18 protein-coding genes and 1 tRNA gene are annotated in these 21,110 nt (G+C 71.4%); 8 read left to right on the forward strand and 11 right to left on the reverse strand.

The features are described from left to right. Position 1 precedes the first annotated feature (1 nt). The 3 genes from OHA55_RS08785 to OHA55_RS08795 form a co-directional block, all read right to left on the reverse strand. The gene (locus tag OHA55_RS08785) at positions 2 to 187 is read right to left on the reverse strand and encodes a hypothetical protein (protein WP_266704422.1); all 186 of its coding nucleotides are present in this window, start codon (positions 185 to 187) and stop codon (positions 2 to 4) included. Positions 188 to 425: 238 nt separating this feature from the next. Then, positions 426 to 740, reverse strand: a complete 315-nt coding sequence (locus tag OHA55_RS08790; RefSeq protein ID WP_266704424.1) for a hypothetical protein — start codon at positions 738 to 740, stop codon at positions 426 to 428. 12 nt (positions 741 to 752) lie between these two features. Then, entirely contained in the window at positions 753 to 1,031 is a 279-nt protein-coding gene (locus OHA55_RS08795) for a hypothetical protein (protein WP_266704426.1), read from the reverse strand. A 77-nt stretch (positions 1,032 to 1,108) separates the two neighbouring features. Between OHA55_RS08795 and OHA55_RS08800 the strand changes: the two genes are divergently transcribed. Next, positions 1,109 to 1,867 carry a GntR family transcriptional regulator gene (locus tag OHA55_RS08800; protein ID WP_266704428.1) on the forward strand — a complete coding sequence of 253 codons (759 nt, stop codon included), beginning with the start codon at positions 1,109 to 1,111 and terminating at the stop codon, positions 1,865 to 1,867. 34 nt (positions 1,868 to 1,901) lie between these two features. Here OHA55_RS08800 and OHA55_RS08805 read toward each other — a convergent pair whose 3' ends face one another. Further along, on the reverse strand, positions 1,902 to 2,015 hold the full coding sequence (locus OHA55_RS08805; protein WP_266704430.1) for an LPXTG cell wall anchor domain-containing protein: 114 nt from the start codon (positions 2,013 to 2,015) through the stop codon (positions 1,902 to 1,904). A gap of 107 nt (positions 2,016 to 2,122) precedes the next feature. Between OHA55_RS08805 and OHA55_RS08810 the strand changes: the two genes are divergently transcribed. Next, positions 2,123 to 2,204: transfer RNA gene (locus tag OHA55_RS08810), tRNA-Arg, on the forward strand. A 449-nt stretch (positions 2,205 to 2,653) separates the two neighbouring features. Continuing rightward, entirely contained in the window at positions 2,654 to 2,842 is a 189-nt protein-coding gene (locus OHA55_RS08815; protein WP_266704432.1) for a hypothetical protein, read from the forward strand. Positions 2,843 to 2,935: 93 nt separating this feature from the next. Here OHA55_RS08815 and OHA55_RS08820 read toward each other — a convergent pair whose 3' ends face one another. Continuing rightward, complete coding sequence (locus OHA55_RS08820; RefSeq protein ID WP_266704434.1) at positions 2,936 to 3,727, reverse strand: hypothetical protein; 792 nt, start codon at positions 3,725 to 3,727, stop codon at positions 2,936 to 2,938. A gap of 128 nt (positions 3,728 to 3,855) precedes the next feature. Between OHA55_RS08820 and OHA55_RS08825 the strand changes: the two genes are divergently transcribed. Next, positions 3,856 to 4,167, forward strand: coding sequence for a hypothetical protein (locus tag OHA55_RS08825; RefSeq protein WP_266704436.1), 312 nt, complete (start codon positions 3,856 to 3,858; stop codon positions 4,165 to 4,167). 162 nt (positions 4,168 to 4,329) lie between these two features. Here the strand turns inward: OHA55_RS08825 and OHA55_RS08830 are convergent, their stop codons facing one another. Both OHA55_RS08830 and OHA55_RS08835 read right to left on the reverse strand, forming a co-directional pair. Then, positions 4,330 to 4,626, reverse strand: coding sequence for a hypothetical protein (locus tag OHA55_RS08830; protein ID WP_266704438.1), 297 nt, complete (start codon positions 4,624 to 4,626; stop codon positions 4,330 to 4,332). Positions 4,627 to 5,222: 596 nt separating this feature from the next. After that, complete coding sequence (locus OHA55_RS08835) at positions 5,223 to 7,349, reverse strand: cellulose binding domain-containing protein (RefSeq protein WP_266704440.1); 2,127 nt, start codon at positions 7,347 to 7,349, stop codon at positions 5,223 to 5,225. A 663-nt stretch (positions 7,350 to 8,012) separates the two neighbouring features. Between OHA55_RS08835 and OHA55_RS08840 the strand changes: the two genes are divergently transcribed. The 3 genes from OHA55_RS08840 to OHA55_RS08850 all read left to right on the forward strand — a co-directional run bounded on the left by OHA55_RS08840 (position 8,013) and on the right by OHA55_RS08850 (position 14,102). After that, positions 8,013 to 10,355: a glycoside hydrolase family 9 protein gene (locus tag OHA55_RS08840; protein WP_266704442.1), complete on the forward strand. Its 2,343-nt coding sequence runs from the start codon at positions 8,013 to 8,015 to the stop codon at positions 10,353 to 10,355. A 100-nt stretch (positions 10,356 to 10,455) separates the two neighbouring features. Next, positions 10,456 to 13,083: a glycoside hydrolase family 3 C-terminal domain-containing protein gene (locus tag OHA55_RS08845; protein WP_266704444.1), complete on the forward strand. Its 2,628-nt coding sequence runs from the start codon at positions 10,456 to 10,458 to the stop codon at positions 13,081 to 13,083. 152 nt (positions 13,084 to 13,235) lie between these two features. After that, on the forward strand, positions 13,236 to 14,102 hold the full coding sequence (locus OHA55_RS08850; protein WP_266704446.1) for a peptidoglycan-binding protein: 867 nt from the start codon (positions 13,236 to 13,238) through the stop codon (positions 14,100 to 14,102). Positions 14,103 to 14,178: 76 nt separating this feature from the next. Here OHA55_RS08850 and OHA55_RS08855 read toward each other — a convergent pair whose 3' ends face one another. Together OHA55_RS08855 and OHA55_RS08860 are read right to left on the reverse strand one after the other, a co-directional pair. Beyond that, positions 14,179 to 15,756: a von Willebrand factor type A domain-containing protein gene (locus tag OHA55_RS08855; protein ID WP_266704448.1), complete on the reverse strand. Its 1,578-nt coding sequence runs from the start codon at positions 15,754 to 15,756 to the stop codon at positions 14,179 to 14,181. Positions 15,757 to 15,918: 162 nt separating this feature from the next. Continuing rightward, positions 15,919 to 16,395, reverse strand: coding sequence for a helix-turn-helix domain-containing protein (locus OHA55_RS08860; protein WP_266704450.1), 477 nt, complete (start codon positions 16,393 to 16,395; stop codon positions 15,919 to 15,921). Positions 16,396 to 16,472: 77 nt separating this feature from the next. On the opposite strand from OHA55_RS08860, the gene OHA55_RS08865 reads away from it, so the two are divergent. After that, positions 16,473 to 17,417: an NADP-dependent oxidoreductase gene (locus OHA55_RS08865; RefSeq protein WP_266704452.1), complete on the forward strand. Its 945-nt coding sequence runs from the start codon at positions 16,473 to 16,475 to the stop codon at positions 17,415 to 17,417. 19 nt (positions 17,418 to 17,436) lie between these two features. On the opposite strand, the gene OHA55_RS08870 is transcribed toward OHA55_RS08865, so the two are convergent. Next, positions 17,437 to 18,348 carry an ABC transporter permease gene (locus tag OHA55_RS08870; RefSeq protein ID WP_266704454.1) on the reverse strand — a complete coding sequence of 304 codons (912 nt, stop codon included), beginning with the start codon at positions 18,346 to 18,348 and terminating at the stop codon, positions 17,437 to 17,439. Continuing rightward, on the reverse strand, positions 18,345 to 20,993 hold the full coding sequence (locus tag OHA55_RS08875) for an alpha/beta fold hydrolase (protein WP_266704456.1): 2,649 nt from the start codon (positions 20,991 to 20,993) through the stop codon (positions 18,345 to 18,347). The genes OHA55_RS08870 and OHA55_RS08875 overlap by 4 nt, the downstream gene beginning before the upstream one ends. Positions 20,994 to 21,110: the final 117 nt, after the last annotated feature.

Consider the following 21,110-nt stretch of genomic DNA (forward strand, 5'->3'; position numbering starts at 1 on the left):
GTCACCGCCTTCTCATCATGCGCACGGCAACGAAGCGGGTCCGCAGGTGCATCGTCAGGAGTTCGCCGGAGTCGAGAAGGAGTTGCTTGGCTCCGTGGGGCAACTGGCGGAGGTTGGTCACGCGGCAGGCGCGGCCGCCGACTTGGATGATGTCTCCGCACAGGACGGTGGTCGAGGTGATATCCACGTGCGACGCCAGGAGCCGCCCGGCTCGGTGCCCCCTCACCGCTGGGACTCCGCCCGTGCGGGTCGGCCGGACGACGCGTGGCAGGGGCAAGCGCACACCTCGTAGACCAAGGGGAGGGCGATGGGTACGAGCGGCACCGGGGACTCCGTACAGGTGTCGTGGGTCCCGATCCGGCAGGTGGCCGATCGGTAGGGAGGGGTCTCGATCGACGCAAGGACGCCCCTCAGGCGAGGAGCCATCAGGACGCCCCCGTGAGGGACGACCAGGCCGCGGCCGACAGGTGGGGAGCCACGAACAGCGAACGAGGCCGCGTGCGCTTCTCCCAGGCCGCCAGGACGTACGGGCGAACGAGCGCGGAGTCCTCCCCCGCGAGCGAGTACCGGTGGTGCCCGCTGTCGACGTCCGACTCCTGGTTGCCCCTCGGCGCGTAAGCGGGTGCCGCCGCGCTGGTACCGACCGTCAGCCGGGCGGGTGCCTCCGGCCGGCGATGCCGCCCCTTGAACGCGCGCCCGCTTCTGGTGATCGAGAGGGCACGGCGGATACGGTTGAACATGCTGTTCAGCTCCTATCGCTGATAGCCCGGTCCCCCGACATAGCCCGTCGTGGGGACCGCTTTGCGTACGACCGCCCAGAGGGTGCGGACGTTAGAACTGGTGGCGAGGAGGCCGAATCGGTCCGCCTCGCCCACCGCTGCCAGGACCTCGCCCCAGGACTCGGCCGACAGGGATTCCGGGACCGTCGCTTCGACCGCCGTGTACCGGGCGTGCTCCTTGATGCGTGGGCGCAGCCCGAGGGCGGACAGCCGAGCAGCGATCGACGTCGCACTTACTCCCGAGCTGGGCACAGGCAGCCTCCGTTAACAGCGATCACTTTGAGTGAAGCTAGTTAACTAGATTAGGGCTAGTGGACTAGATTTTCCATATGCCTGAGCAAGCGCCTTATCTCCGCATCGCCGACGAGCTGCGGCGGCGGATCGCAGAGCACGTTTGGGAGCCCGGAGACCGCCTGCCGTCCCGCGCCCAGATCGGCCAGGAGTACGGCGTGGGCGAGAACGTGGTGCGCCGGGCGCAGGAACTACTGATCTCCCAGGGACTGCTGGAGGGCCGCGCGGGATCGGGCACTTACGTGGCCGAGCCCCGGGAACGCGTGCGGATGGTTCGCTCCTCGGCGCGCGAACAGCCTGACGGTTCGCCGTTCCGGGCGGACATGAAGGCCGTGGGCAGGCAGAGCGACTGGGAGAGCCGGTCGGACGTGAAGGTCCCGGCGCCGGCGGACATCGCGGCGCGTCTCGGTATCGCCGAGGGTGATCTGTGCGTCCGGACGGTGTACGAGTTCCTGGCGAACGGCCGACCCGTGCAGCTCTCGACGAGTTGGGAGCCGTACGAACTCACGGTCGGCACACTCGTCGTCCTTCCCGAGGGAGGCCCGCACGCCGGAGTTGGCGTGGTGAACCGGATGGCCGCCATCGGCATCACCGTCGGGCACGCGGTGGAGCAGCCGGAGCCGCGCGGGGCGACCGCGGAGGAAGCGTCACTCCTCGGCATCCAGAACGGCGCGTACGTGACGCACATCCGGCGGACGTACTACAGCGACCAGGGCCGGCCCGTCGAGACGGCGGACATCGTGGTGCCGGTCGCGCACTGCGAGATCGTTTACGAGATCCCGATCAATCGTCAGTAGCGGCCCGCCGGGTCCGTGGCAGCAGGTCGGGCACCTACCTTCGACGTCGGAAGTACCAGGCCGCCACGACCCCGATGAGGATGGCAACGACGAAGGCCCAGACCGTCGTTGTGCCGTGGTAGGACCGGTAGGTGCTCAGAGCCAGCATGTTCAGGCGGGTACCCCGAGCACGCGGCTTCAGCCGACGCCCGTCCCAGGCCCCGTGCCGAATACGAGTCGAAGGCGCCGCACGCTCGCCACCACCAGGCGGACAACGCCAGCTCAGGCGGCATGCACTACTGATCCGGCCAAGCGCCTTCTAAGCGCTTGGCCGCAGGTTCGAGTCCTGCCGGGGGCACTGCCGAGAGCCCTCCCCATCGGGAGGGCTTCAGGTTTGTAGGTCCCGGAACCTACCTTCGGCGTCGGAAGTACCAGGCTGCGGCCAGCACGATGAGGACGGCGGCTACAAAGGCCCAGACCGTTGTTGCGCCCTGGTAGGACCGGTAGGCAATCAAGGCGAGCATGCTCGGACGGGTACCCCGGACATGCGGCTTCAGCCGACACCCGCCGGACGCCGCGTGCCGCGTACGAGTCGAAGGATCTGCACGCCCACCACCAGGCGGACAGCGCGGGCTCAGGTGGCATGCGCCACTGATCCGGCCAAGCGCCTTGGAGGGACTCTTACTGGCGGGAGTGGCTCGCCCCCGTCCCCCACGTAGCCGGGCAGGGGAGCAGCGGTTAATGATGTCGTGCTCTGCGGTCTGCCCTGCTTTGCTGACCAGGACAACCGGCAGCAGAGAGGGCAGTGTGAGTAGACGGCGTTACGTCGCGCGCGGGGTGCCGGGCGGTTACAGGGTCTGGGACAACAGGGGGCGGCGGTGGTGGGGAGATCACTACGAGCTCTGCCCGGACGGTCTTCTGACCGAACTGAACGGCCAAGCCGACCGCGACAGGATCACCGCTCTCCTGAAGCACTACCGAGCCCTGAAACGCTAGCTGTTGTCAGACGGTGTGCAGCTCGCGCGACGTGATCCGGGAGGGGCAGGGGAAGTGGGTGGGCGAGTGTGGCGCCAGATGCCGTGCACCGGCTCACCAGCCCCCCGGCGGCAGCGGCCCGTCGGGGGAGGTGGGGGGTTCGTGCTCGGCGGTGTACTGGTCCGCGACGACGAAGGTGCTCGCGCAGTCCGGGCATTCGGCGCGGCCGAAAAGGTACGCGAGGCCCTCCGGGAGCGCGGTGAGGCCGATCGCGCCGGCTGTTCGGTACATCCAGGCGGCCGTCCCACTGAGGTCGGCGGGGTGGGCCGGTTGGAGCGGGCGGCGGTGGATGTCTCCGCGGTTCCAGTCGCGATAGGCGGAGTAGCGGCCATGGATACCGATCGCGATGGTGACGCGGAGGTGGCAGTGGGGGCAGCCCACTTCGTAGAAACCGTCCTCGAAGTCGTACTCGGCGAGGCTCCAGACGGTTGAGCCGGAGAATGCGAGGTGGGCCCGGAAGAGCGACATCGCGGTGGCCATCGGTAGGTCTTTGTCGGCGAGTCGGCGGTCGGTCATCTGCTTCAGTTCGACGATCACCGGCGCCAGGTTCCTGATGAAGTCGTCGGCCTCGTGGTCATAATGCACAGCGGCGATGATGGCGCCGACCAGTTTCAAGGCCCGGTCTCCGATGGCCGTGTCGCCGGCCCGGACGATGTCGCGCAGATGAGGAAGCGCGGCATAGCTCTCTGCCGAGACGCCGGTCCCTTCGATCGCCAGGTGGTGCCAGAGTGTTTGCCAAGCCCCGTCGTCATCGGACGGGGATCGCAGGCATTGCTCCACGACGGGCGAAATCCCGTCGTACGGGCGGCGCCAGTACCGGTATCTCGTCCGCTCCCGTTCGGTCATGCGCGGATTCAAGCACGAGGGCACGGCAGCGGACATGGCCAGGAAGGCCGGACGGTGGCAAACCGGCGCCCCGCAGTCGCCTGTGGGTGGGACCATCGGCGGATACCTGACACAGGGCGGAGTCGGCGATGACGGAGCAGGAGAGCGGGCATGCAGTGGCGGAATTGCTGCCGCCACCGGGCTGGACACTTCAGGAGATCCGTGACGTCTCCGGGGATCGGGAGGCCGTCGTGCTCTCTCCGGACCGGGTGGTCAAGTGGGTTGCCTCGGACGGGCCCGACGAGGCGCTGAACCCGGAGTTCGTCCTCGGGTTCCACGGTCTGTGCCTCGTGAAGGCCGTGCGGGACGACGACTGGTACATGGGCAGCTTGTACGACGACGGCAGCGTCGACTGTTGGGACGCCTACAGCAATCTGCGCGAGGCGCTGCGCGGGCTCTGACCGCCGCGGGATGCGCAGTGCCCTGCGGCAGGAGGGCGGCGTGGCGGAGCAGGGGCACTGGCAGGCGGACCGTTGCCGGTTGTTCCGTGGGACCTCAGCGGTATCGCGGCCAAGGCGGACCGACGCGCATCGATCGGACACCGGCCCTCCGAGTCGCCGCCTTCAGTGGACCAGGGTGAAGGCGGCTGCGGCGAGCAGGTACGGCAGCGGAACGGCTAGGACGGCAGTGGCCCATTGCCGCTGCCGTCGGCCGACGACCGCGGGGAAGAGCACGTCGACGGCGATGATCAGCAGCAGTCCCAGGCCGCCGAAGACGACGATGCCCATCCGCGCCCACCCGGCACCCTCGATCGCATCGGGGCCGCCGCACGGGTTCAGGCCTTCGCCATAGCCGCGGTTGTCCCATGCGCATGCCCGGTACGTGGTGAGGAGCAGCCATGCCGAGTGCAGGGGAATCATGGCGGGGATGCCGAATATCAGATTGACGCACCACGGAATGAGGAGCTTCCCGAGGGAAATTCGGTCGGCTCCCACATCCCCCCGGCTCGTCATGTCGCCGCCTTCCAGGCGCTGTCAGCACCTTCCGTGGCGTCGTCCCCACTGGACCCACTCATGACGCCTTACCTCGGGTATTCAGCGGAGATCAGCACGAAAAGGTGCCCTCCGCGCCGCGAAAGCAAGCGACCCGGATACGTGCCGTCTACACCTGTTTCGGTATTAGATCATCACCGCACCTCCCCAAATTGGGCATTCCATCCGGTAGGCGACGATCACAAGTCGGTCTCGTTTCCGCACCGGACCACGGCCCGAGCGAATTCCACCGCTCGTCGACTCGCCCGCCGATTACCAACTGGTCATGCATAAAACTCGGTTGGCGCTTTTCAGCCTCGGAGTTTCGTACGTTGGGCGGGCTGATCGTTCGGACGGGGACGGCAAAGCCCCGGCGCCTCCCTCTGTGATCAAGGTCGGACACCGGGGCTGTGCGGGCTGTGTGGGCTGTACGACTGTCACCGGGGTATTGCGGGTGACCGCCCGGCCGGATCAGCCGTCAGCCGTCAGCCGCTGGAGCAGACCGCCCCGTTGAGGCGGAAGGCCGTCGGGTCCGGGTTGGGCCCGTCGTTGGCGCCGACGAATCCGAAGGAGGCCGTCGAGCCGCCTCCCGGGGCCAGCGGTCCCGCGCCATCGGGTGCGGTCACCCGCACGTGGGAGCCGGTTTGGTAGAACGTGGCGTTCCAGCCGGAGGCAACCGTCTGGGTCCCGGTCGGCCAGTCCCAGTCGACGGTCCAGCCGGTGATCGGCACGTCCGAGAGGTTGCGGACGGTGACCGTGGACACGAAGCCGTTGCCCCAGCTCGTGTCTCGGTGGTAGGTCACCGCGCAGGCCGCGTTCGACGGGACGCCGGTGGTGAAGGTCAGCGGAGAGGACGGGGCGGAGAGCCGCCCCGAGGCGTCGGCCGCCAGCAGGTTGACCGTGTGGGTGCTGCCCGGGGGCAGGTTCCGCAGGGTCACGGACGTGCCGGTGGTCTCACCGATCAGGTGGGTGTGCGCGCCGTCGCGCTCCTGGACCAGGTAGCGGGCGGCGCCCGTCGCGCTCGTCCAGGACAGGCTCGCGGTGGTGTCGCTCACCCCCTCCAGCTTCGGGGTGCCCGGGGTTCCGGCGGCCGACGCTCCCGGGCCGGTGCCGGCTCGCGGTTCGAGGGTGAGGGAGAGCAGTCCGTACGCCGGCACGGTGACCCGGGAGGTGGACGCCTCCCCGGCGGCGAGTGCGGTGATGTCGCTGTCGCCCGGTGCGTAGCGGCTGGCCTCGGGCGCGGTGGAGGCCGGGGTGAAGCCGGCGTAACCGAGGTCGACGGTCCGGGCGGCGTCCGGGTTCTTGTTGACGAGCAGGACGCTCAGCCGCCCGTCGCGACGGAGGACCGCGTGTGCCGAGACGTCCTGCGCGGAGGACGCGGCGGCGACCATGGTGTCGCCCGCCGTGCCCAGTTCGCTGGTCATCTTCATGCCGTAGTAGGGGTGGAACGGCGTGTTCGGCGCCGGCTCGCACACGTCACCGTTGCAGGCACCACTGGAGAGCATCCCCATGTCGCCGTAGTCGGTCTCACCGTCGACGGTGGTGATCTCGCCGACGCCGTTGTGGGTGTTCCACCAGTCGACGTTGAACACGCCGTTCTCCAGCGCCGTCATGAACGCGTCGGCGGCGAACAGTCCGTTGGCGCGGGCGGTGAGCCGGGCGCCACCGGTGTTGGTGTTGATCTCGGTGAGCGCGATGCCGATGTCCGGTGAGTCGGCGCCCGCGTACCGGTCGAGCTGGTTGCGCACCTCCCGCAGTTCACCGGGCAGCCTGGCCAGCTTGGCCGAGGCGTCCGCGGCCGTGGTGTCGGATCCACCCGCGTACCAGTGGACGCTCACAAAATCGATGACGTCGGCCACTTCGGGCAGCACGGTGTTGTTCCAGTCACCGGCATCCCCCTCGCCGGTCACGCCGTCCGGCCATTCGCCAGGGCTGGTGAGGACGGCGCCGATCTTGACGGTCGGGTCGACGGCCTTCATGGCCGCGGCGTAGGCGCGCACCTGGCGGGCGTACTCGCCGGGGCTCTTGTCCTGGTGGTCGTCGTGCTCCCAGCCGCTGCCGTAGTGGCCGTTGCCGTAGATCTCGTTGCCGATCTCCCAGTACTTCGCACCGTACTTCTTCGTGATGTTCGCGTACCTGACCCAGCCGGCCGCCTCCTCGGGCGTGCCCGAACCGTAGTTGGCGATCAGGATGGGCTGCGCGCCGGTGGCGGCGACGGTGCCCATGAACGAGTCGAAACCGGTACCCGGGGCGACATAGCCCCCGGGCGCCGTGTTCGTCTCCCAGTGAAAGATGTCCGCGTACGACCCACCGGGGTAGCGCATCGCGCCCACATCGGCCGCCTTCATCAAGTCGGCCACCTCGGGATCGTTCATGTGCGAGTCCCACACGGCGGTGTTGACGCCGCGGGCCGTGTCGGACAGCCGGCCGAGCGCCGCCTGGGCGTTGACCTGGACGTTCACGTCCGCGACGTCGGTCGCCGGTGACGCGGCGGGCGCGACGCCGACCAGCGACGTCAGCAGGGCCGAGGTCACGGCCAGAACGGCCGCGCCTCGCGCGAGGGGCCGTAAGCCGGTGGCGGCGGGGCGGCCGGGTCCGTGCGGTGCTGGCATGGGAGTCCTCACTGGGTGGTCCGTCGTCACGAGCGGGTCAGTGGATGTCGGGATGCCGGGCGGTGCCGCTGAGCAGGCGGACGACCGGCGTGGCGGCGAAGCGCCGCCCGGGCGGCGGAACGTTCCGGGCGGCGGAACGTTCCGGGCGGGCGGCGCGGAAGGCGAAAGGTGAGCGCGGCGCGGTCGGGCACATGCGGGTCGACGGCCCGATCCCGCCCTTGGGAGCGCTCCCATAGTGGGAGCGGCGTTTACGTCCTGTCAACGCCCGTGCACCACAGTGTTTCGAGTGCCCCACGACGGCTCGGCCCGGTGTTCACGAGTCCCGGCCGGCACACATCCCGTCCCGGCCGGCACACACCCCGACCACGAAGGCGGACTGCCGGGGGGAGGGCTCATCCGGCAAGCGCACAGTTTCAGCCACGCGGCCCGGAAGTGGCGCGTTCACACATTGCCGCTGCGTTTCACAGCGCTGCAACCTAAAGCGCGGGAGCGCTCCCACAACGCCCCGCACCGCCGCCCATGGCCGACGCTCCACCGCGGAAAGAGGGCATCATGGCTTGTCAGGTGCATGTAATAGGACGGAACGCGCGCCCACGGCGCGGGCTGCTTCCGCGTCCACGTCCCACGTCAGGGATCCGTTCACGCTGGGGCGTCGCCCTCGCCGTGGTGGCCGCCCTGCTCGCCGTCGCCCTCACGCCACTCGCCGCGACCCCTGCCGCGGCCGCCCCCAAGTTCGCCTACGGCGAGGCGCTGCAGAAGTCGCTCTTCTTCTACGAGGCCCAGCGCTCCGGCCGTCTGCCCGCCGACAACCGGGTCTCCTGGCGCGGCGACTCGGGTCTGGACGACGGCAAGGACGCCGGTCTCGACCTGACCGGCGGCTGGTACGACGCCGGCGACCACGTCAAGTTCGGTCTGCCCATGGCGTACAGCGCCACCGTCCTGGCCTGGGGAGGCATCGAACAGAAGGCCGCGTACACCGCGTCGGGGCAGCTGAAGTACCTCAAGGACAATCTGCGCTTCGTCAACGACTACTTCGTCAAGGCGCACCCGTCCGCGAACGTGCTGTACGGCCAGGTGGGCAACGGCGGCGACGACCACAAGTGGTGGGGGCCGGCCGAGGTGATGCCGATGGCCCGGCCCGCCTACCGGATCGACGCCTCCTGCCCCGGTACGGATCTCGCCGGGCAGACCGCCGCCGCGATGGCCTCCTCCTCCATGCTGTTCGCCGACGACGACCCGGCCTACGCGGCGAAGCTGGTCACCCACGCGAAGCAGCTGTACGCGTTCGCCGACACCTACCGGGGCAAGTACAGCGACTGCATCACCGACGCGAAGTCGTACTACAACTCCTGGAGCGGGTACCAGGACGAGCTGGTGTGGGGTGCCGTCTGGCTCTACCGGGCCACCGGTGACGCCGCCTATCTCGCCAAGGCCGAGCAGTACTACGACGGCCTCTCCACCGAACCGCAGACCACCACCCGCTCCTACCGGTGGACCCTCTCCTGGGACGACACCTCCTACGGCTCCTACGTGCTGCTCGCCAAGATCACCGGGAAGCAGAAGTACATCGACGACGCCAACCGGTGGCTGGACTGGTGGACGTCCGGGGTGGACGGCGCCAAGGTCCGCTACTCCCCCGGCGGCGAGGCCGTGCTGGACTCGTGGGGATCCCTGCGGTACGCGGCCAACACCGCGTTCGCCGCGCTCTCCTACAGCGACTGGCTGACGGGCGACGCGACCCGCAAGGCGCGTTACCACGACTTCGCGGTGCGCCAGATCGACTACGCGCTCGGCGACAACCCGCGCAAGGCGAGCTATGTCGTCGGCTTCGGCGCCACACCACCCACCAAACCGCACCACCGCACCTCGCACGGCTCGTGGACCGACCAGATCACCAGCCCCGCCGAGAGCCGCCACGTCCTCTACGGTGCCCTCGTCGGCGGACCGAGCGCGGCCGACGACGCCTACACCGACGACCGGCAGAACTACACGAACAACGAGGTCGCCACCGACTACAACGCGGCCTTCACCGGTGCCCTCGCCCGCCTCTACGCCGAGTACGGCGGCGCCCCGCTCACCGCCTTCCCGCCGGCCGAGCAGCCGGACGGGCCGCAGGTGCTCGCGCAGGCGTCGGTGAACGCCTCCGGGAGCAACTTCACCGAGATCAAGGCGTACCTGGTGAACAAGTCGGCCTGGCCCGCGCGAGCGCTGACGAAGGCCTCCCTGCGGTACTACTTCACGCTGGAGCCGGGAGTCTCACCGACGGCCATCACCGTCACCACCAACTACAACCAGTGCGGTACCGCGAGCGGGCCCACGCTCTACACGGGCAGCGTGTACTACGTGAGCGTGGACTGCTCGAACACGGTGATCGCGCCGGCCGGTCAGTCGGCGTACCGCAAGGAGGTCCAGTTCCGCATCAGCTCCTCGGGCGCCTGGGACCCGTCGAACGACTGGTCCCTCCGGGGCCTGCCCACCACACCGGGCGCCACCCCGGCGGACGCGCCGAACCTGGTGCTGCTGGACGGGGGCGTATCCCAGTGGGGAGCGCTGCCGGACGGATCCGGGCCGACACCCACCCCGACTCCGACGCCCACGCCCACTCCTACGCCGACCCCGACTCCGACGCCCACTCCTACCCCGACCCCGACGCCCACACCCACCCCGACTCCCACGCCCACGCCCGCTCCGGGCGCCGGCTGCGCCGTCGCGTACAAGGTCGGCTCCTCCTGGGGCGACGGCTTCACCGCCGACGTCACCATCCGCAACACCGGCACCACCGCGGTGAACGGCTGGCGCCTCGTCTGGAGTTTCGCGGGCGCCGAGAGGGTCACCAGCGCGTGGAACGCGACCGTCACCCAGACCGGTGCGGCCGTGACCGCCACCGACGGCGGCCACAACAAGGCGATTTCCCCGGGCGGTTCGGCGTCCTTCGGGTTCCAGGGATCCGGCGTTCCGGTCGCCGCCCCGACGGGCTTCGCCCTGAACGGCGTTCCCTGCGCCTGATGGCTGCATCGGTGTACGGCGCACCGCATCGCCGCTGGTGTCTCCCGGGCCCGGGTGCCACCGGCCGTTACGTTCCTGGCATCCAACACCGGGAGAGGCCATGCGGGTCAGTCGTCGTTCGCTGCTGAGACTGGGGGGTGCCGGCACGGTTGCCGCCGGCCTCTCCGCCGTGGGGCCCGGGGCCGCCGCCTCGGACAAGGACTCGGGTGCGAGCGGCAAAGGTGCCGAGAACACCAAGGACACCGGAGCCCGGACCGCCGAAGGGGCCGCGTCCGTGTCCGTCGGCCCCGTGACGCAGCCCGGGTCGAAGGCGGCCCGGGCGAAGGCCGTCGAGATGGTCGCGCGGATGACCACCGACGAGAAGATCGCGCTGCTGCACGGGGTGAACGTCAAGGCGGAGGTCGCCCGGCCCGGGTACATCGGCAAGGTGGTGGGGAACGAGCGTCTCGGCATCCCCGCGACCATCCTGGCGGACGGGCCGAGCGGGGTGGGGAACGGGTCGACGGGGGTGACGCAGTGGCCGTGCTCCAAGGCACTGGCGGCGACCTGGGACCCGGCCGCGGCCGAGAGTTACGGGAAGGCGTACGGCGGTGAGCAGGCGGCCAAGGGGCACAACGTGGCGCTGGGGCCGTGCGTCAACATCCTGCGGACGCCCCGGTGGGGCCGGTCCTTCGAGACGTTCACGGAGGACCCGCACCTCAACGCGGCGCTGGCGGGCCCTGTCGTACGGGGCATCCAGTCGCACCACGTGATCGCGACGGTGAAGCACTTCGCGGCCAACAACCAGGAGACGCTGCGGCACTCCATCGACGTGGTGGTCTCCCAACGCGCCCTGCACGAGATCTACTTCCCCGCGTTCCGGGCGGCCGTCCAGCAGGGTGGCGTCGGCGCGGTGATGACCGCGTACAACAAGGTCAACGGGGTCTGGACGCACGAGAACCGCACCCTGGTCCAGGACGTGCTGCGGGACGGCTGGGGTTTCGACGGGATGGTGATGTCGGACTGGGGCGGCACCCACAGCACGGTGCGGACGGCCGAGGCGGGGTCCACCACCGAGATGCCCGGGTCGACGTACTTCGGTACGGCTCTCGCGTCGGCGGTCGCGCGGGGGGCGGTCACCGGGGAGACGCTCGACTCGATGGCCGTGCAGGTGCTGACGGCGATGTACCGGGTGGGGCTCTTCGACCACCCGCTCCCGGACCCGTTGACGCTGCTGGACACGGTGGTCTCCACCGAGGAGAACCGCCTGCTGGCCCGTCGGATCGGGGTCCAGGGCAGCGTGCTGCTGAAGAACGCGGGCGGGGTGCTGCCGTTCGCGGTTCCCCGGTCCGTGGCGGTGATCGGGGACGCCGCCGGGGCGGGGTACCGCTCGCACGGCGGGGGTTCGGGGAGCGTGAACCCGTACGGCGGGGTGGTGACCCCGCTCGCCGGGATCACGGCCCGTGCGGCGAGCGCCCCGGGTGGCGTCCCGGTGTCGTACGCGCGCGGCACCCTCGGGGTGGGCGCGCTGCCCGCCGTGCCCGCCGAGGTGCTGGGCGCGGGGCTGCGCGCGGTCTACTACGCCTCGGGCGACCTCACCGGTGCGGTCCTCGCCACCACGACCACCGACCGCCTCGACTGGACGGGGGCTCCGGCCCCGGTGAGCGGCCGGACCGGTGCCTGGTCGGCCCGGTACACCGGTACGTACACGGCGTCCGTCGCCGGGCGTCACCGGTTCTCGCTCAGCGGCGGCGGGGCGGTGGTCCTGACGATCGACGGGTCGGTGGTGGCCGATTTCGCGACCGGGGCCGAGGCGGTCCAGAACGGCTTCGTGACCCTGGCGGAGGGCCCCCACACCATCGAGGTCACCTACCGGCACGCCTCCGGGACCCCGAGCCTGCGGGTCGGCCACCAGCCGGGGCAGGACCGGCTGATCGCGGAGGCGGCTGCCGCGGCGGCCGCGGCCGAGGTGGCGGTGGTGGTGGTCGTGGACGTGACGGCCGAGAGCATGGACCGCTCCACCCTGGCCCTCGCCGCCGACCAGGACGAGCTGATCGCCGCGGTCGCCGCGGCCAACCCCCGTACCGTGGTGGTGCTCAACACCTCGGGCGCCGTGCTGATGCCGTGGCTGCCCGCGGTCCCGGCGGTGATCGCCAACTGGTACGGCGGCCAGGAACAGGGCAACGCGGTCGCCGCGATGCTCTTCGGTGACGCGGAGCCCGGGGGCCGCCTCCCGGAGACCTTCCCGGCGACGGAGACGCAGGGGCCGGCCAAGCGGCCGGTGGAGTTCCCCGGCGACGGGAAGCAGGTCTACTACGACGAGGGGCTGGCCGTCGGGTACCGCTGGTACGCGCGCTCGGGCGAGCGGCCGCTCTTCCCGTTCGGCCACGGCCTGTCGTACACCACCTTCGCCCTCTCCGACCTCCGGGTGGTTCCCGCCCCGCACGGTCACCGGGCGACCGTGCGGGTCCGCAACACCGGCTCCCGGGCGGGCAGCGAGGTCGTGCAGCTGTACGTCACCTTCCCCGCGCCCGCGGGCGAACCCCCGTCGCAGCTCAAGGCGTTCGCCAAGGTGACGCTGAAGCCGGGCGCCTCGGCCACCGTCGCGCTGGACGTCCGCCGGGAGGCGCTGGCGGTGTGGCGGTCGGTGGAGGACGGCTGGACCCTGCTGCCGGGGTCGTACGAGTTCGCGGTGGGCCGCTCCTCGGCCGACCTGCCTCTGCGCACAACGGTGCGGGTCACCCGGTAGGGCGGGATTCGGTCTCTTCGGCCACTGGGGCAGAACGCCGCGCGATACGCTGCGCGCCCCGCCCCGGTGACCGATGGTTCGGAAGGGGTTACGGAGGGGCACAAGATTCCCGTACGACCGCGCAGACGAAGTTGCACCGAGGGAGCACCACCATGGCAACCCCCTTGACCGCCGACACCCTGCTGAAGGCCCTCCGCGACGAGGGTCTGAAGGTGGTGGAGTACAAGAGCTGGCGGACCAACAACCGTGATCACAAGGGCCCCTGGGGCCCGGTCAATGGCGTGATGATCCATCACACCGTCACTTCGGGCACCGCGAACTCCGTGGAGCTCTGCTACTCCGGACGTTCCGACCTCCCCGGGCCGCTCTGCCACGGGGTCATCGACAAGGAGGGCACGGTCCACCTGGTCGGCAACGGCCGTGCCAACCACGCCGGCCTCGGCGACGACGACGTGCTGCGCGCGGTGATCGCCGAGGCGGCGGTGCTGCCCGCCGACAACGAGGCGAACACCGACGGCAACGCCCGTTTCTACGGCTTCGAGTGCGTCAACCTGGGCGACGGCCAGGACCCCTGGCCTGCCGCCCAACTGCTGGCGATCGAACGGGTGTCGGCGGCGCTCTGCCGCGCCCACAAGTGGTCCGAGCGCTCGGTGATCGGGCATCTGGAGTGGCAGCCGGGGAAGGTCGACCCGCGCGGCTTCCCGATGACCGCGATGCGCGACCGGATCGGCGTCCGGCTCGGCGCGGCTCCGGACGGGCCGCTGCCGGAGCCGTACGAGCCGTTCCCCGGGGCCGGGTTCTTCACGATCGGGCGCAACAGTCCGATCATCACCGCCATGGGCAAGCGGCTGGTGGCGGAGGGCTGCGACCTGTACGCGGTCGGGCCAGGGCCCACCTGGTCGGCGTCCGACCGCGCTTCGTACGCCGCCTGGCAGCGCAAGCTCGGATACGCCGGCGACGCTGCCGACGGGGTCCCGGGCGAGGACAGCTGGGCGAGGCTCAAGGTGCCGAACGTGTGAGACGGGGTGAGCCGGCGGGGCTGTGCGGCCCCTGGGTGCGGCCGCCCCGCCCCGTCGGTTCCGCCGGGACCGCCCCTCAGTCCATCTCCCCCTCGGCCGGTGCGCTCGGCATCTCGCCTTCCTCGCCCGTGAGTTCGGCGGCCTGGCTGATGGCGTCGGCCAGCTTGGCCACCGAGCCGTCCTCGGTCTCGGCGGCCAGTTTCCGCGTCCGGGAGGTGAGTTCGCCGAGTCCCGGGGCGCCGGGGAGGGTTCCGCCGCGCAGGATGTCGGCGAAGTAGGCCGCCGCCGCTGTCACTTGGAGGCGTGCGTCGGCGGCGCCCCAGAGCGCTCCGCCGAGGGCGTCGGTCTCCACCGATCCGGTCTCCTCCCGCGCCTTCCGGGTCTTCGGGTCGAGCCAGCGCACGGTGGCGGTGGCGACATGGCCCGAGGCCCCCTTGCGCAGGTGTACGGCGTAGAGCGCGGTCACCGTGTGCCCGGGGCCGACCTCGCCGCCGTCCACGCTGTTGTCGCGGAAGTCCTCGTCGGCGACGGCCCGGTCCTCGTACCCGATGAGCTTGAACTGCTGGACCGTCTTCCGGTCGAAGGCGACTTGTGCCTTGGCGTCGCGGGCGCGCAGCTGGACGTGGGCGGGGAGCTGGTCGACGAAGACCTTGCGGGCCTGGGCCTCGTCGGCGACGTACGTGGTGTTGCCGTCGCCCTTGTCGGCGAGCCGTTCCATCAGCGCGTCGCCGTAGTCGCTGCCCACGCCGACGCCGAAGAGGGTGATGCCGTACTCGCGCCGTGAGCTGTCGATCCGCTCCAGGATCGCGTCGGCGTCCGTCTCCCCGGTGTTGGCGAGAGCGTCGGAGAGCAGCACGACGCGGTTGGTGGCTCCCTCGCGGCGGCCTTCCACGGCCTCGTCGTAGCCGCGTTCCACCCCGGCGGCGACGTTGGTGGCACTGTCCGTGTGGAGCGCTTCGACGGCCTCGCGGATCTTCGTGCGGTGGCCGCGCAGTGCGGTCATGGGGAGTACGGTCTCGGCTTCGTCGCTGAAGGTGACCAGGGCCACCGAGTCGTCGTCGCGCAGTTGCTCGGTGAGGTACGCGAGCGAGGTGCGCACCAGGTCCAGGCGGCCGGTTTCGGCCATGGATCCGGAGATGTCGACGACGAAGGTGAGGGCGGCGGGCGGCCTCGGGGCGGTGTCGTCGGCGGCCTTGGTGGCGAGTCCGACCCGCAGCAGCGACCAGTCCTCCGCCCCTCCCCCGGTGCGCGCCCCGTCGACGCTGACGGAGAAGCCGTCGCCGCCGGGTCGGGCGTACCCCTGTTTGAAGCTGTTGACGAACTCCTCGGGCCGTACCGTCTCGGGCTTGGGGAGCTGCCCGTCGGCGAGGACGCGGCGCGCGTATCCGTAACTGGCGGTGTCCACGTCGAGCGCGAAGGTGGAGAGGTAGTCGGGCGCGGGCGCGTCGCCCTTCGCCTGTTTGCCCGCCGCGTCGGTGGCCGCGGGGGCGGGGACGCTCCCGCCGCTCTTGTCCGCGGCGTAGCCGTCGGAGCTGTGGCCGCCCGAGCCGCTCGCCGAGCATCCGGCGAGCAGCGCGGCGCTCACCAGCAGCGCGGCGAACGCCGCCCCTGCCCGCGCCCGGCCGGCCGGGTGTCTCGATGTGCCGTGGTTCATCTCTGGCCCCCTGTCGTCGACATCTGTGAATGGGACGCGCGAGGGGGCCGCGGGGAGCCGTCGAACCGGTTGCGGATGCGTCTCGATGCGGTGACGGAGAGCAGTCGGTGGGCGCCCCGCCGACGGGAAACCTCGGAACATCAGGTTCCGGACACGATGTCCCTACGAAGCGGTGTCCGCGCCGTGGTCCGGGGTCGTCGGGCGATCGCCTCGGCCCGCCGAGCCCCCGTCCGCGGCCCCCGTGCCCGGCGCGTCGTAGGTGGCGCGGGCGGCGCGCACCTCCTCCATGTGCTCCTCCGCCCAGCCCTTGATCGCGCGCATGACCGGCAGCAGCGAACGGCCGAGCGGGGTCAGCTCGTACGCGACGCGGACCGGGACGGCCGGGGTCACGGTCCGCGACACCAGCCCGTCGCGTTCCAGATTCCGCAGAGTCTGGGTGAGCATTTTCTGGCTCACGCTCGCCAGTCGGCGCTGCAGTTCGGTGTACCGCTGCGGGCCGTCGGCGAGTGCGTTGACGGCGAGGCTGACCCACTTGTCGGAGATGCGGTCCAGCAGTTGTCGGGCAGGGCATTCGGCGAGGTACGCGTCGTAGACGATGCTCGCTTCGTTCCGGCGCTGGGCGGCCGTGCGGGTGGGCATGGCTCTCCTTTCGGTGCCGTACGCACCACGAAGTGCGTTCTTCCTGAGGGAGAGTAGGACTTCCTACGGTGGGCGGCATGACGAACGAAGAGAAGATGCGTGCGGTGGTCGCCCACGGTTACGGCGGACCCGAGGTGCTCGGGCCCGTGACGGTTGTGCTGCCGGAGCCCGGCCCCGGGCAGGTGCGCATCCGTGTCGAGGCGGCGACCGTCAATCCGGTGGATCTGGTCACCCGTTCAGGAGAGCTCGTCGGAGCCGGGCTGATGGCCGCCCGCGAGCGCACGGGCATCGGATGGGACGCCGCGGGCGTCGTCGACCGGCTCGGGACGGGGGTGACTGCGTTCGCACCGGGGCAGCGGGTGATCGGGCTGCGCGACCTGCTCGACGTGTCCTTGGGCGCCTACGCCGAATACCTGGTCCTGGACGCGACCGCGATCGCGCCCGCGCCGGCCGACGCCTCCGCCGCGGCCGCGGCGACGCTGCCGTTGAACGGACTCACCGCCCTCCAGTCCCTCGGCCTGCTCGGCCTCGCCGCGGGCGCCACGGTGCTGGTGACCGGAGCCTCCGGGGCGGTCGGGGGGTTCGCCGTCGAGCTGGCGGTCCGGCGCGGCCTGCGCGTCGTCGCCCAGGCCGGTCCCGCCGACGAGGGGTTCGTCCGAAGCATCGGCGCCGAACGGGTCGTCGGCCGGGACGCGTCCGACCTCGCGGCCGAGGTCCGCCGCCTGGTGCCGGGCGGGGTCGACGGCGCGCTCGACACGGCGGGACTGGGAATCCGTGCCCTGGCCGCTGTCCGCGGCGGCGGCGCCTACGCCACGGTGGTCGGCGGTTCGGCCCCGCTCCCGCTGCGCGGCATCCGGGTCCACCAGCAGTGGATCCGTGCTGATGGGGCCGCCCTGGCCGATCTTGCCGCCATGGGTCTGACGCTGCGGGTCGCCGAGACCCTCCCGCTCGAACGCGCCGCCGAGGCGCACGACCGGCTCGCGGCGGGCGGGATTCGCGGTCGGCTGGTGCTCCTTCCCTGACGCGAGCCGGCCGCGCCGCCTACGACACGATGTCCTTCCGGCTGAATCCCCGGAAGGCCAGGGCGAAGAGGACCAGTGCGTACGTCACCGACACGGCCGAGCCCTTGACCATGCCGCTCCACTCCAGCTGGGGCTGGAGGGCGTCCGCCCAGGCGAACTGCCAGTGCGCGGGCAGGAAGTCGCGCCAGTGGCCGAGTGCGGTGACCGCGTCCAGGACGTTGCCGACGATGGTCAGGCCGACCGCGCCGCCCACCGCGCCCAGGGGTGCGTCCGTCTTCGTCGAGAGCCAGAACGCCAGTGCGGCGGTGACGAGTTGGGAGACGAAGATGAACCCGACGACCAGCGCCAGCCGGGGCAGGGCCGCGGACTGGGCGAGTTCGCCGCCGGTCGGAAGCTGGAGCGGCCCCCAGCCGTAGGCCGCCGCCCCGGCCGCGAGGGCGACCAGCGGGAGCAGCACCATCGCGGCCAGGCTGAAGCCGAGGGCGACGACGAGCTTGGACCACAGCAGCCGGATACGGGGCACGGGTGCGGCGAGGAGGTAGCGCAGCGAGGACCAGCTCGCCTCGGAGGCGACGGTGTCGCCGCAGAACAGTGCGACCGGCACCACCAGCAGGAAGCCCGCCGAGACGAACAGGTTGACGGCGGCGAAGTTGGCTGCCGAGGCGGTGGCGGTGTCCATCAGGTTGATCCGGTCGGCCGAGCCTCCCTGGGAGCCTGGGGTGCCGCCGATGGCGAAGGCGATGATCAGGATGAACGGGAGCGCCACCAGCACCCCGCCCATCAGCAGGGTTCGGCGGCGGCGCAGTTGCCGCATCGCCTCGACGCGCAGCGGGAGGGTGCGCCGGGGGTGGTAGCCGGGCGCGGTCCTGCCGGGTGCGGGGCCGGGGCCGGGTGCGGGACCGGAGCCGGTACCGGTGAGGACGTCGCTCATGCGGAGCCTCCGGAGATCAGGGTGAGGAACGCGTCCTCCAGGCGGCGGTGCGGTCCGACGCCGGTGAGCGGAACGTCGAGCCGGACGAGTTCGGTGATCAGCGCGGAGGTGCTGGTGCCGTCGAGCCGGACCAGCAGCCCCTGCCCGTCCTCGGTGCGGACGGCCGAGGCGACGCCCGCGAGGGCCTCGATCTTGCGGAGTACCGGTTCGGCGATCTCGTCGGCGGTGGTGACGAGCAGCATGTCGCCGGAGCCGGTGATCTCCGCGACCGGGCCCGCCTGGACGAGCCGGCCCCGGTCCATGACCACGAGGTGGGTGCAGGACTGTTCGACCTCGGAGAGGAGGTGGCTGGAGACGATGACGGTCCGGCCGCCGGCCGCGTACCGGATCATCACCTCGCGCATCTCGCGGATCTGGGGCGGGTCGAGGCCGTTGGTCGGTTCGTCGAGGATGAGGAGGTCGGGCATGCCGAGCATGGCCTGGGCGATGGCGAGGCGCTGGCGCATGCCCTGGGAGTAGGTGCGTACGGCCCGGGCGAGCGCGTCGCCGAGGCCCGCGATCTCCAGCGCCTCGTCCATCCGGGAGTCCTCGGCGGGGCGGCCGGTGGCCTGCCAGTACAGCTCCAGGTTGGCGCGGCCGGTCAGGTGCGGCAGGAAGCCGGCGCCTTCGACGAACGCGCCGACCCGGGAGAGCACCGGGGCGCCGGGGCGGATGGCCTGGCCGAAGACGCGGATCTCGCCCGCGTCGGGGGTGATGAGGCCCATCAGCATCCGCAGGGTGGTGGTCTTCCCGGCGCCGTTGGGGCCGAGGAGTCCGAGGACCTGGCCCTGTTCGACGCGGAAGCCGAGGTCCTCGACGGCGTAACGGTCGGCGACACCCGCGTACTTCTTCGTGAGCCCGGTGATCCGGAGCGGCACGCCCGCGAGTCCCGGGTCCGGGGCGGGTGTCGTGGTGCGGCGGCGCGCGGTGAGCAGCAGGGCCGCGGCCACCAGGAGGGCGGCGGCCGGAAGTCCCCAGGTCCACCACGGCAGTGCGGCGGCCGCCGCGCTCAGTCCGGCGTCGGTGGGTACGGAGAGCGGGCCGTCGACGGAGACGGTGTACGTGTTCGGCTCGGCCGGGGACGCGTAGCCGAGGTCGGTGGCGGAGAGGACCAGGCGGAGGCGGTGTCCGGCGTCGAAGGCGTGGTCGACGGCGGGCAGGGTCAGCTCCAGCGGCTTGCCCTGCTGCTCGGGGGTGATCCGGAAGGGGGCGACGAGCTGCGCGGGCAGTTCCTGGCGCTTGCCGTCCGGCGAGACGTCGTACACCTTGCCGAAGAGGACGGCGTCGCCGGTGCGGGCCTTCACGGTGACCGTCACGGCCGGGGTGCCGGTGGCGCGGACCGAGGAGGTCAGCGGGGCGCTGTCGAAGGTGGCGTGCTGCCCGGGGAAGTCCAGCGAGAGGCCGACGCCGAGGGAGGAGAGCTGGGAGAGTCCGGCGCCGAGTCCGGGGACGGCGGAGATCGCGGGCGGGCTGCCGCCGGCCGGGTTGCGTACGGTCGCGGTCCCTCCTCGGAGGGCGAACTCCTGGGTGCCGCCGCGCAGTCCGGGGTAGCGGTCAGCGCTCGCGCCGCGGGTGAGGGCGGCCCCGTCGGTGGAGTCGACGCCGCCGGTGCGGGTGACCCGGAAGGCGGGGCCGGTGTCGGCGCTCTTGTCGTCCTTGAGGTAGCGGTCGAACCAGGCGCCGATACGGTCCTGGACCCGGGTGTCCTCGGTGTCGCCGCCGTCGTGGCCGCCGGCGATCCAGTCGACGGAGACCGGTGCGCCGTTGGCCGCGATGGTCTTCGCCATGGCGTCGGCCTGGCCGAGCGGGAAGAGGGAGTCGGTCTGGCCCTGCACGATGAGGGCGGGCACGTCGATGCGGTCGGCGACGGCGGAGGGCGAGCGTTCCGTCAGCAGGGCGCGCGCCTCCGCGTCCGGTACGCCGCTCGCCGCGACGCGTTCGTACATCGCGCAGAGCCGCTTCTCGAACTTCTGGCAGCCGCCGCCGCTGCTGACGAAGATCCCGGCCCAGAGCTTCTTGAACACCCCGTCCGGGAAGAGCGCGTCGGCGAGGTTCCAGTAGGTGATGACGGGTGCGACGGCGTCGACGCGGTCGTCGTACCCGGCGGCGAGGAGGGAGACCGCGCCACCGTAGGAGGCGCCGGTGACGCCGACGCGCGGGTCGCCCTCGGCGTCGAGCCGTACTTCGGGGCGGGCGGCGAGCCAGTCGATGAGGCGGGAGACGTCCGCGACCTCGGTGTCCGGGTCGTTGAGGCCGATCTCGCCGCCGGACTCGCCGAATCCGCGCGCGGACCAGGTGAGGACCGCGTACCCGTCCGCCGCGAGCTTCTCGGCCTCGGCGCGTACGTCGTCCTTGCTGCCGCCGAACCCGTGGCCGAGGAGCACGGCGGGGCGCCGGCCGCCGCCGTCGGCGGTGAAGTACGAGGTGTCGAGGGCGACTTCGCCGTCGCGGATGGTCCGGTCCTGGCGGTGCACGGCGGGTGTGCCGTCGTCGGCCACGGCGGTCCAGGTGCCGACGCCGGCGAGCACGACGAGTGCGGCGACGGCCGCCGCCCATCGGCCGCGCGGGCGGGGCCACCGGAGCCGTCGTGCGGTAGAGGTCTCCATGTCACGACCCTAAAGGGACGCGGGACGGGTTCCCCGGGCCGGAGGGCGGAACCGCCCGGCCTCCTTGAGAGGTACGGCCCGGGGGCGCCTACTGCGGACGCGGTACGCGCGGCCGCG

This window comes from Streptomyces sp. NBC_00102, assembly GCF_026343115.1.
Lineage (GTDB): Bacteria > Actinomycetota > Actinomycetes > Streptomycetales > Streptomycetaceae > Streptomyces.

Coding starts and splice junctions, on each gene's coding strand:
- OHA55_RS08800 (WP_266704428.1), top strand. CDS start 1,109: ATGCCTGAGCAAGCGCCTTATCTCCGCATCGCCGACGAGCTGCGGCGG.
- OHA55_RS08860 (WP_266704450.1), bottom strand. CDS start 16,395: ATGCCCACCCGCACGGCCGCCCAGCGCCGGAACGAAGCGAGCATCGTC.
- OHA55_RS08850 (WP_266704446.1), top strand. CDS start 13,236: ATGGCAACCCCCTTGACCGCCGACACCCTGCTGAAGGCCCTCCGCGAC.
- OHA55_RS08855 (WP_266704448.1), bottom strand. CDS start 15,756: ATGAACCACGGCACATCGAGACACCCGGCCGGCCGGGCGCGGGCAGGG.
- OHA55_RS08875 (WP_266704456.1), bottom strand. CDS start 20,993: ATGGAGACCTCTACCGCACGACGGCTCCGGTGGCCCCGCCCGCGCGGC.
- OHA55_RS08835 (WP_266704440.1), bottom strand. CDS start 7,349: ATGCCAGCACCGCACGGACCCGGCCGCCCCGCCGCCACCGGCTTACGG.
- OHA55_RS08805 (WP_266704430.1), bottom strand. CDS start 2,015: ATGCTGGCTCTGAGCACCTACCGGTCCTACCACGGCACAACGACGGTC.
- OHA55_RS08870 (WP_266704454.1), bottom strand. CDS start 18,348: ATGAGCGACGTCCTCACCGGTACCGGCTCCGGTCCCGCACCCGGCCCC.
- OHA55_RS08830 (WP_266704438.1), bottom strand. CDS start 4,626: ATGATTCCCCTGCACTCGGCATGGCTGCTCCTCACCACGTACCGGGCA.
- OHA55_RS08820 (WP_266704434.1), bottom strand. CDS start 3,727: ATGACCGAACGGGAGCGGACGAGATACCGGTACTGGCGCCGCCCGTAC.
- OHA55_RS08790 (WP_266704424.1), bottom strand. CDS start 740: ATGTTCAACCGTATCCGCCGTGCCCTCTCGATCACCAGAAGCGGGCGC.
- OHA55_RS08845 (WP_266704444.1), top strand. CDS start 10,456: ATGCGGGTCAGTCGTCGTTCGCTGCTGAGACTGGGGGGTGCCGGCACG.
- OHA55_RS08825 (WP_266704436.1), top strand. CDS start 3,856: ATGACGGAGCAGGAGAGCGGGCATGCAGTGGCGGAATTGCTGCCGCCA.
- OHA55_RS08865 (WP_266704452.1), top strand. CDS start 16,473: ATGACGAACGAAGAGAAGATGCGTGCGGTGGTCGCCCACGGTTACGGC.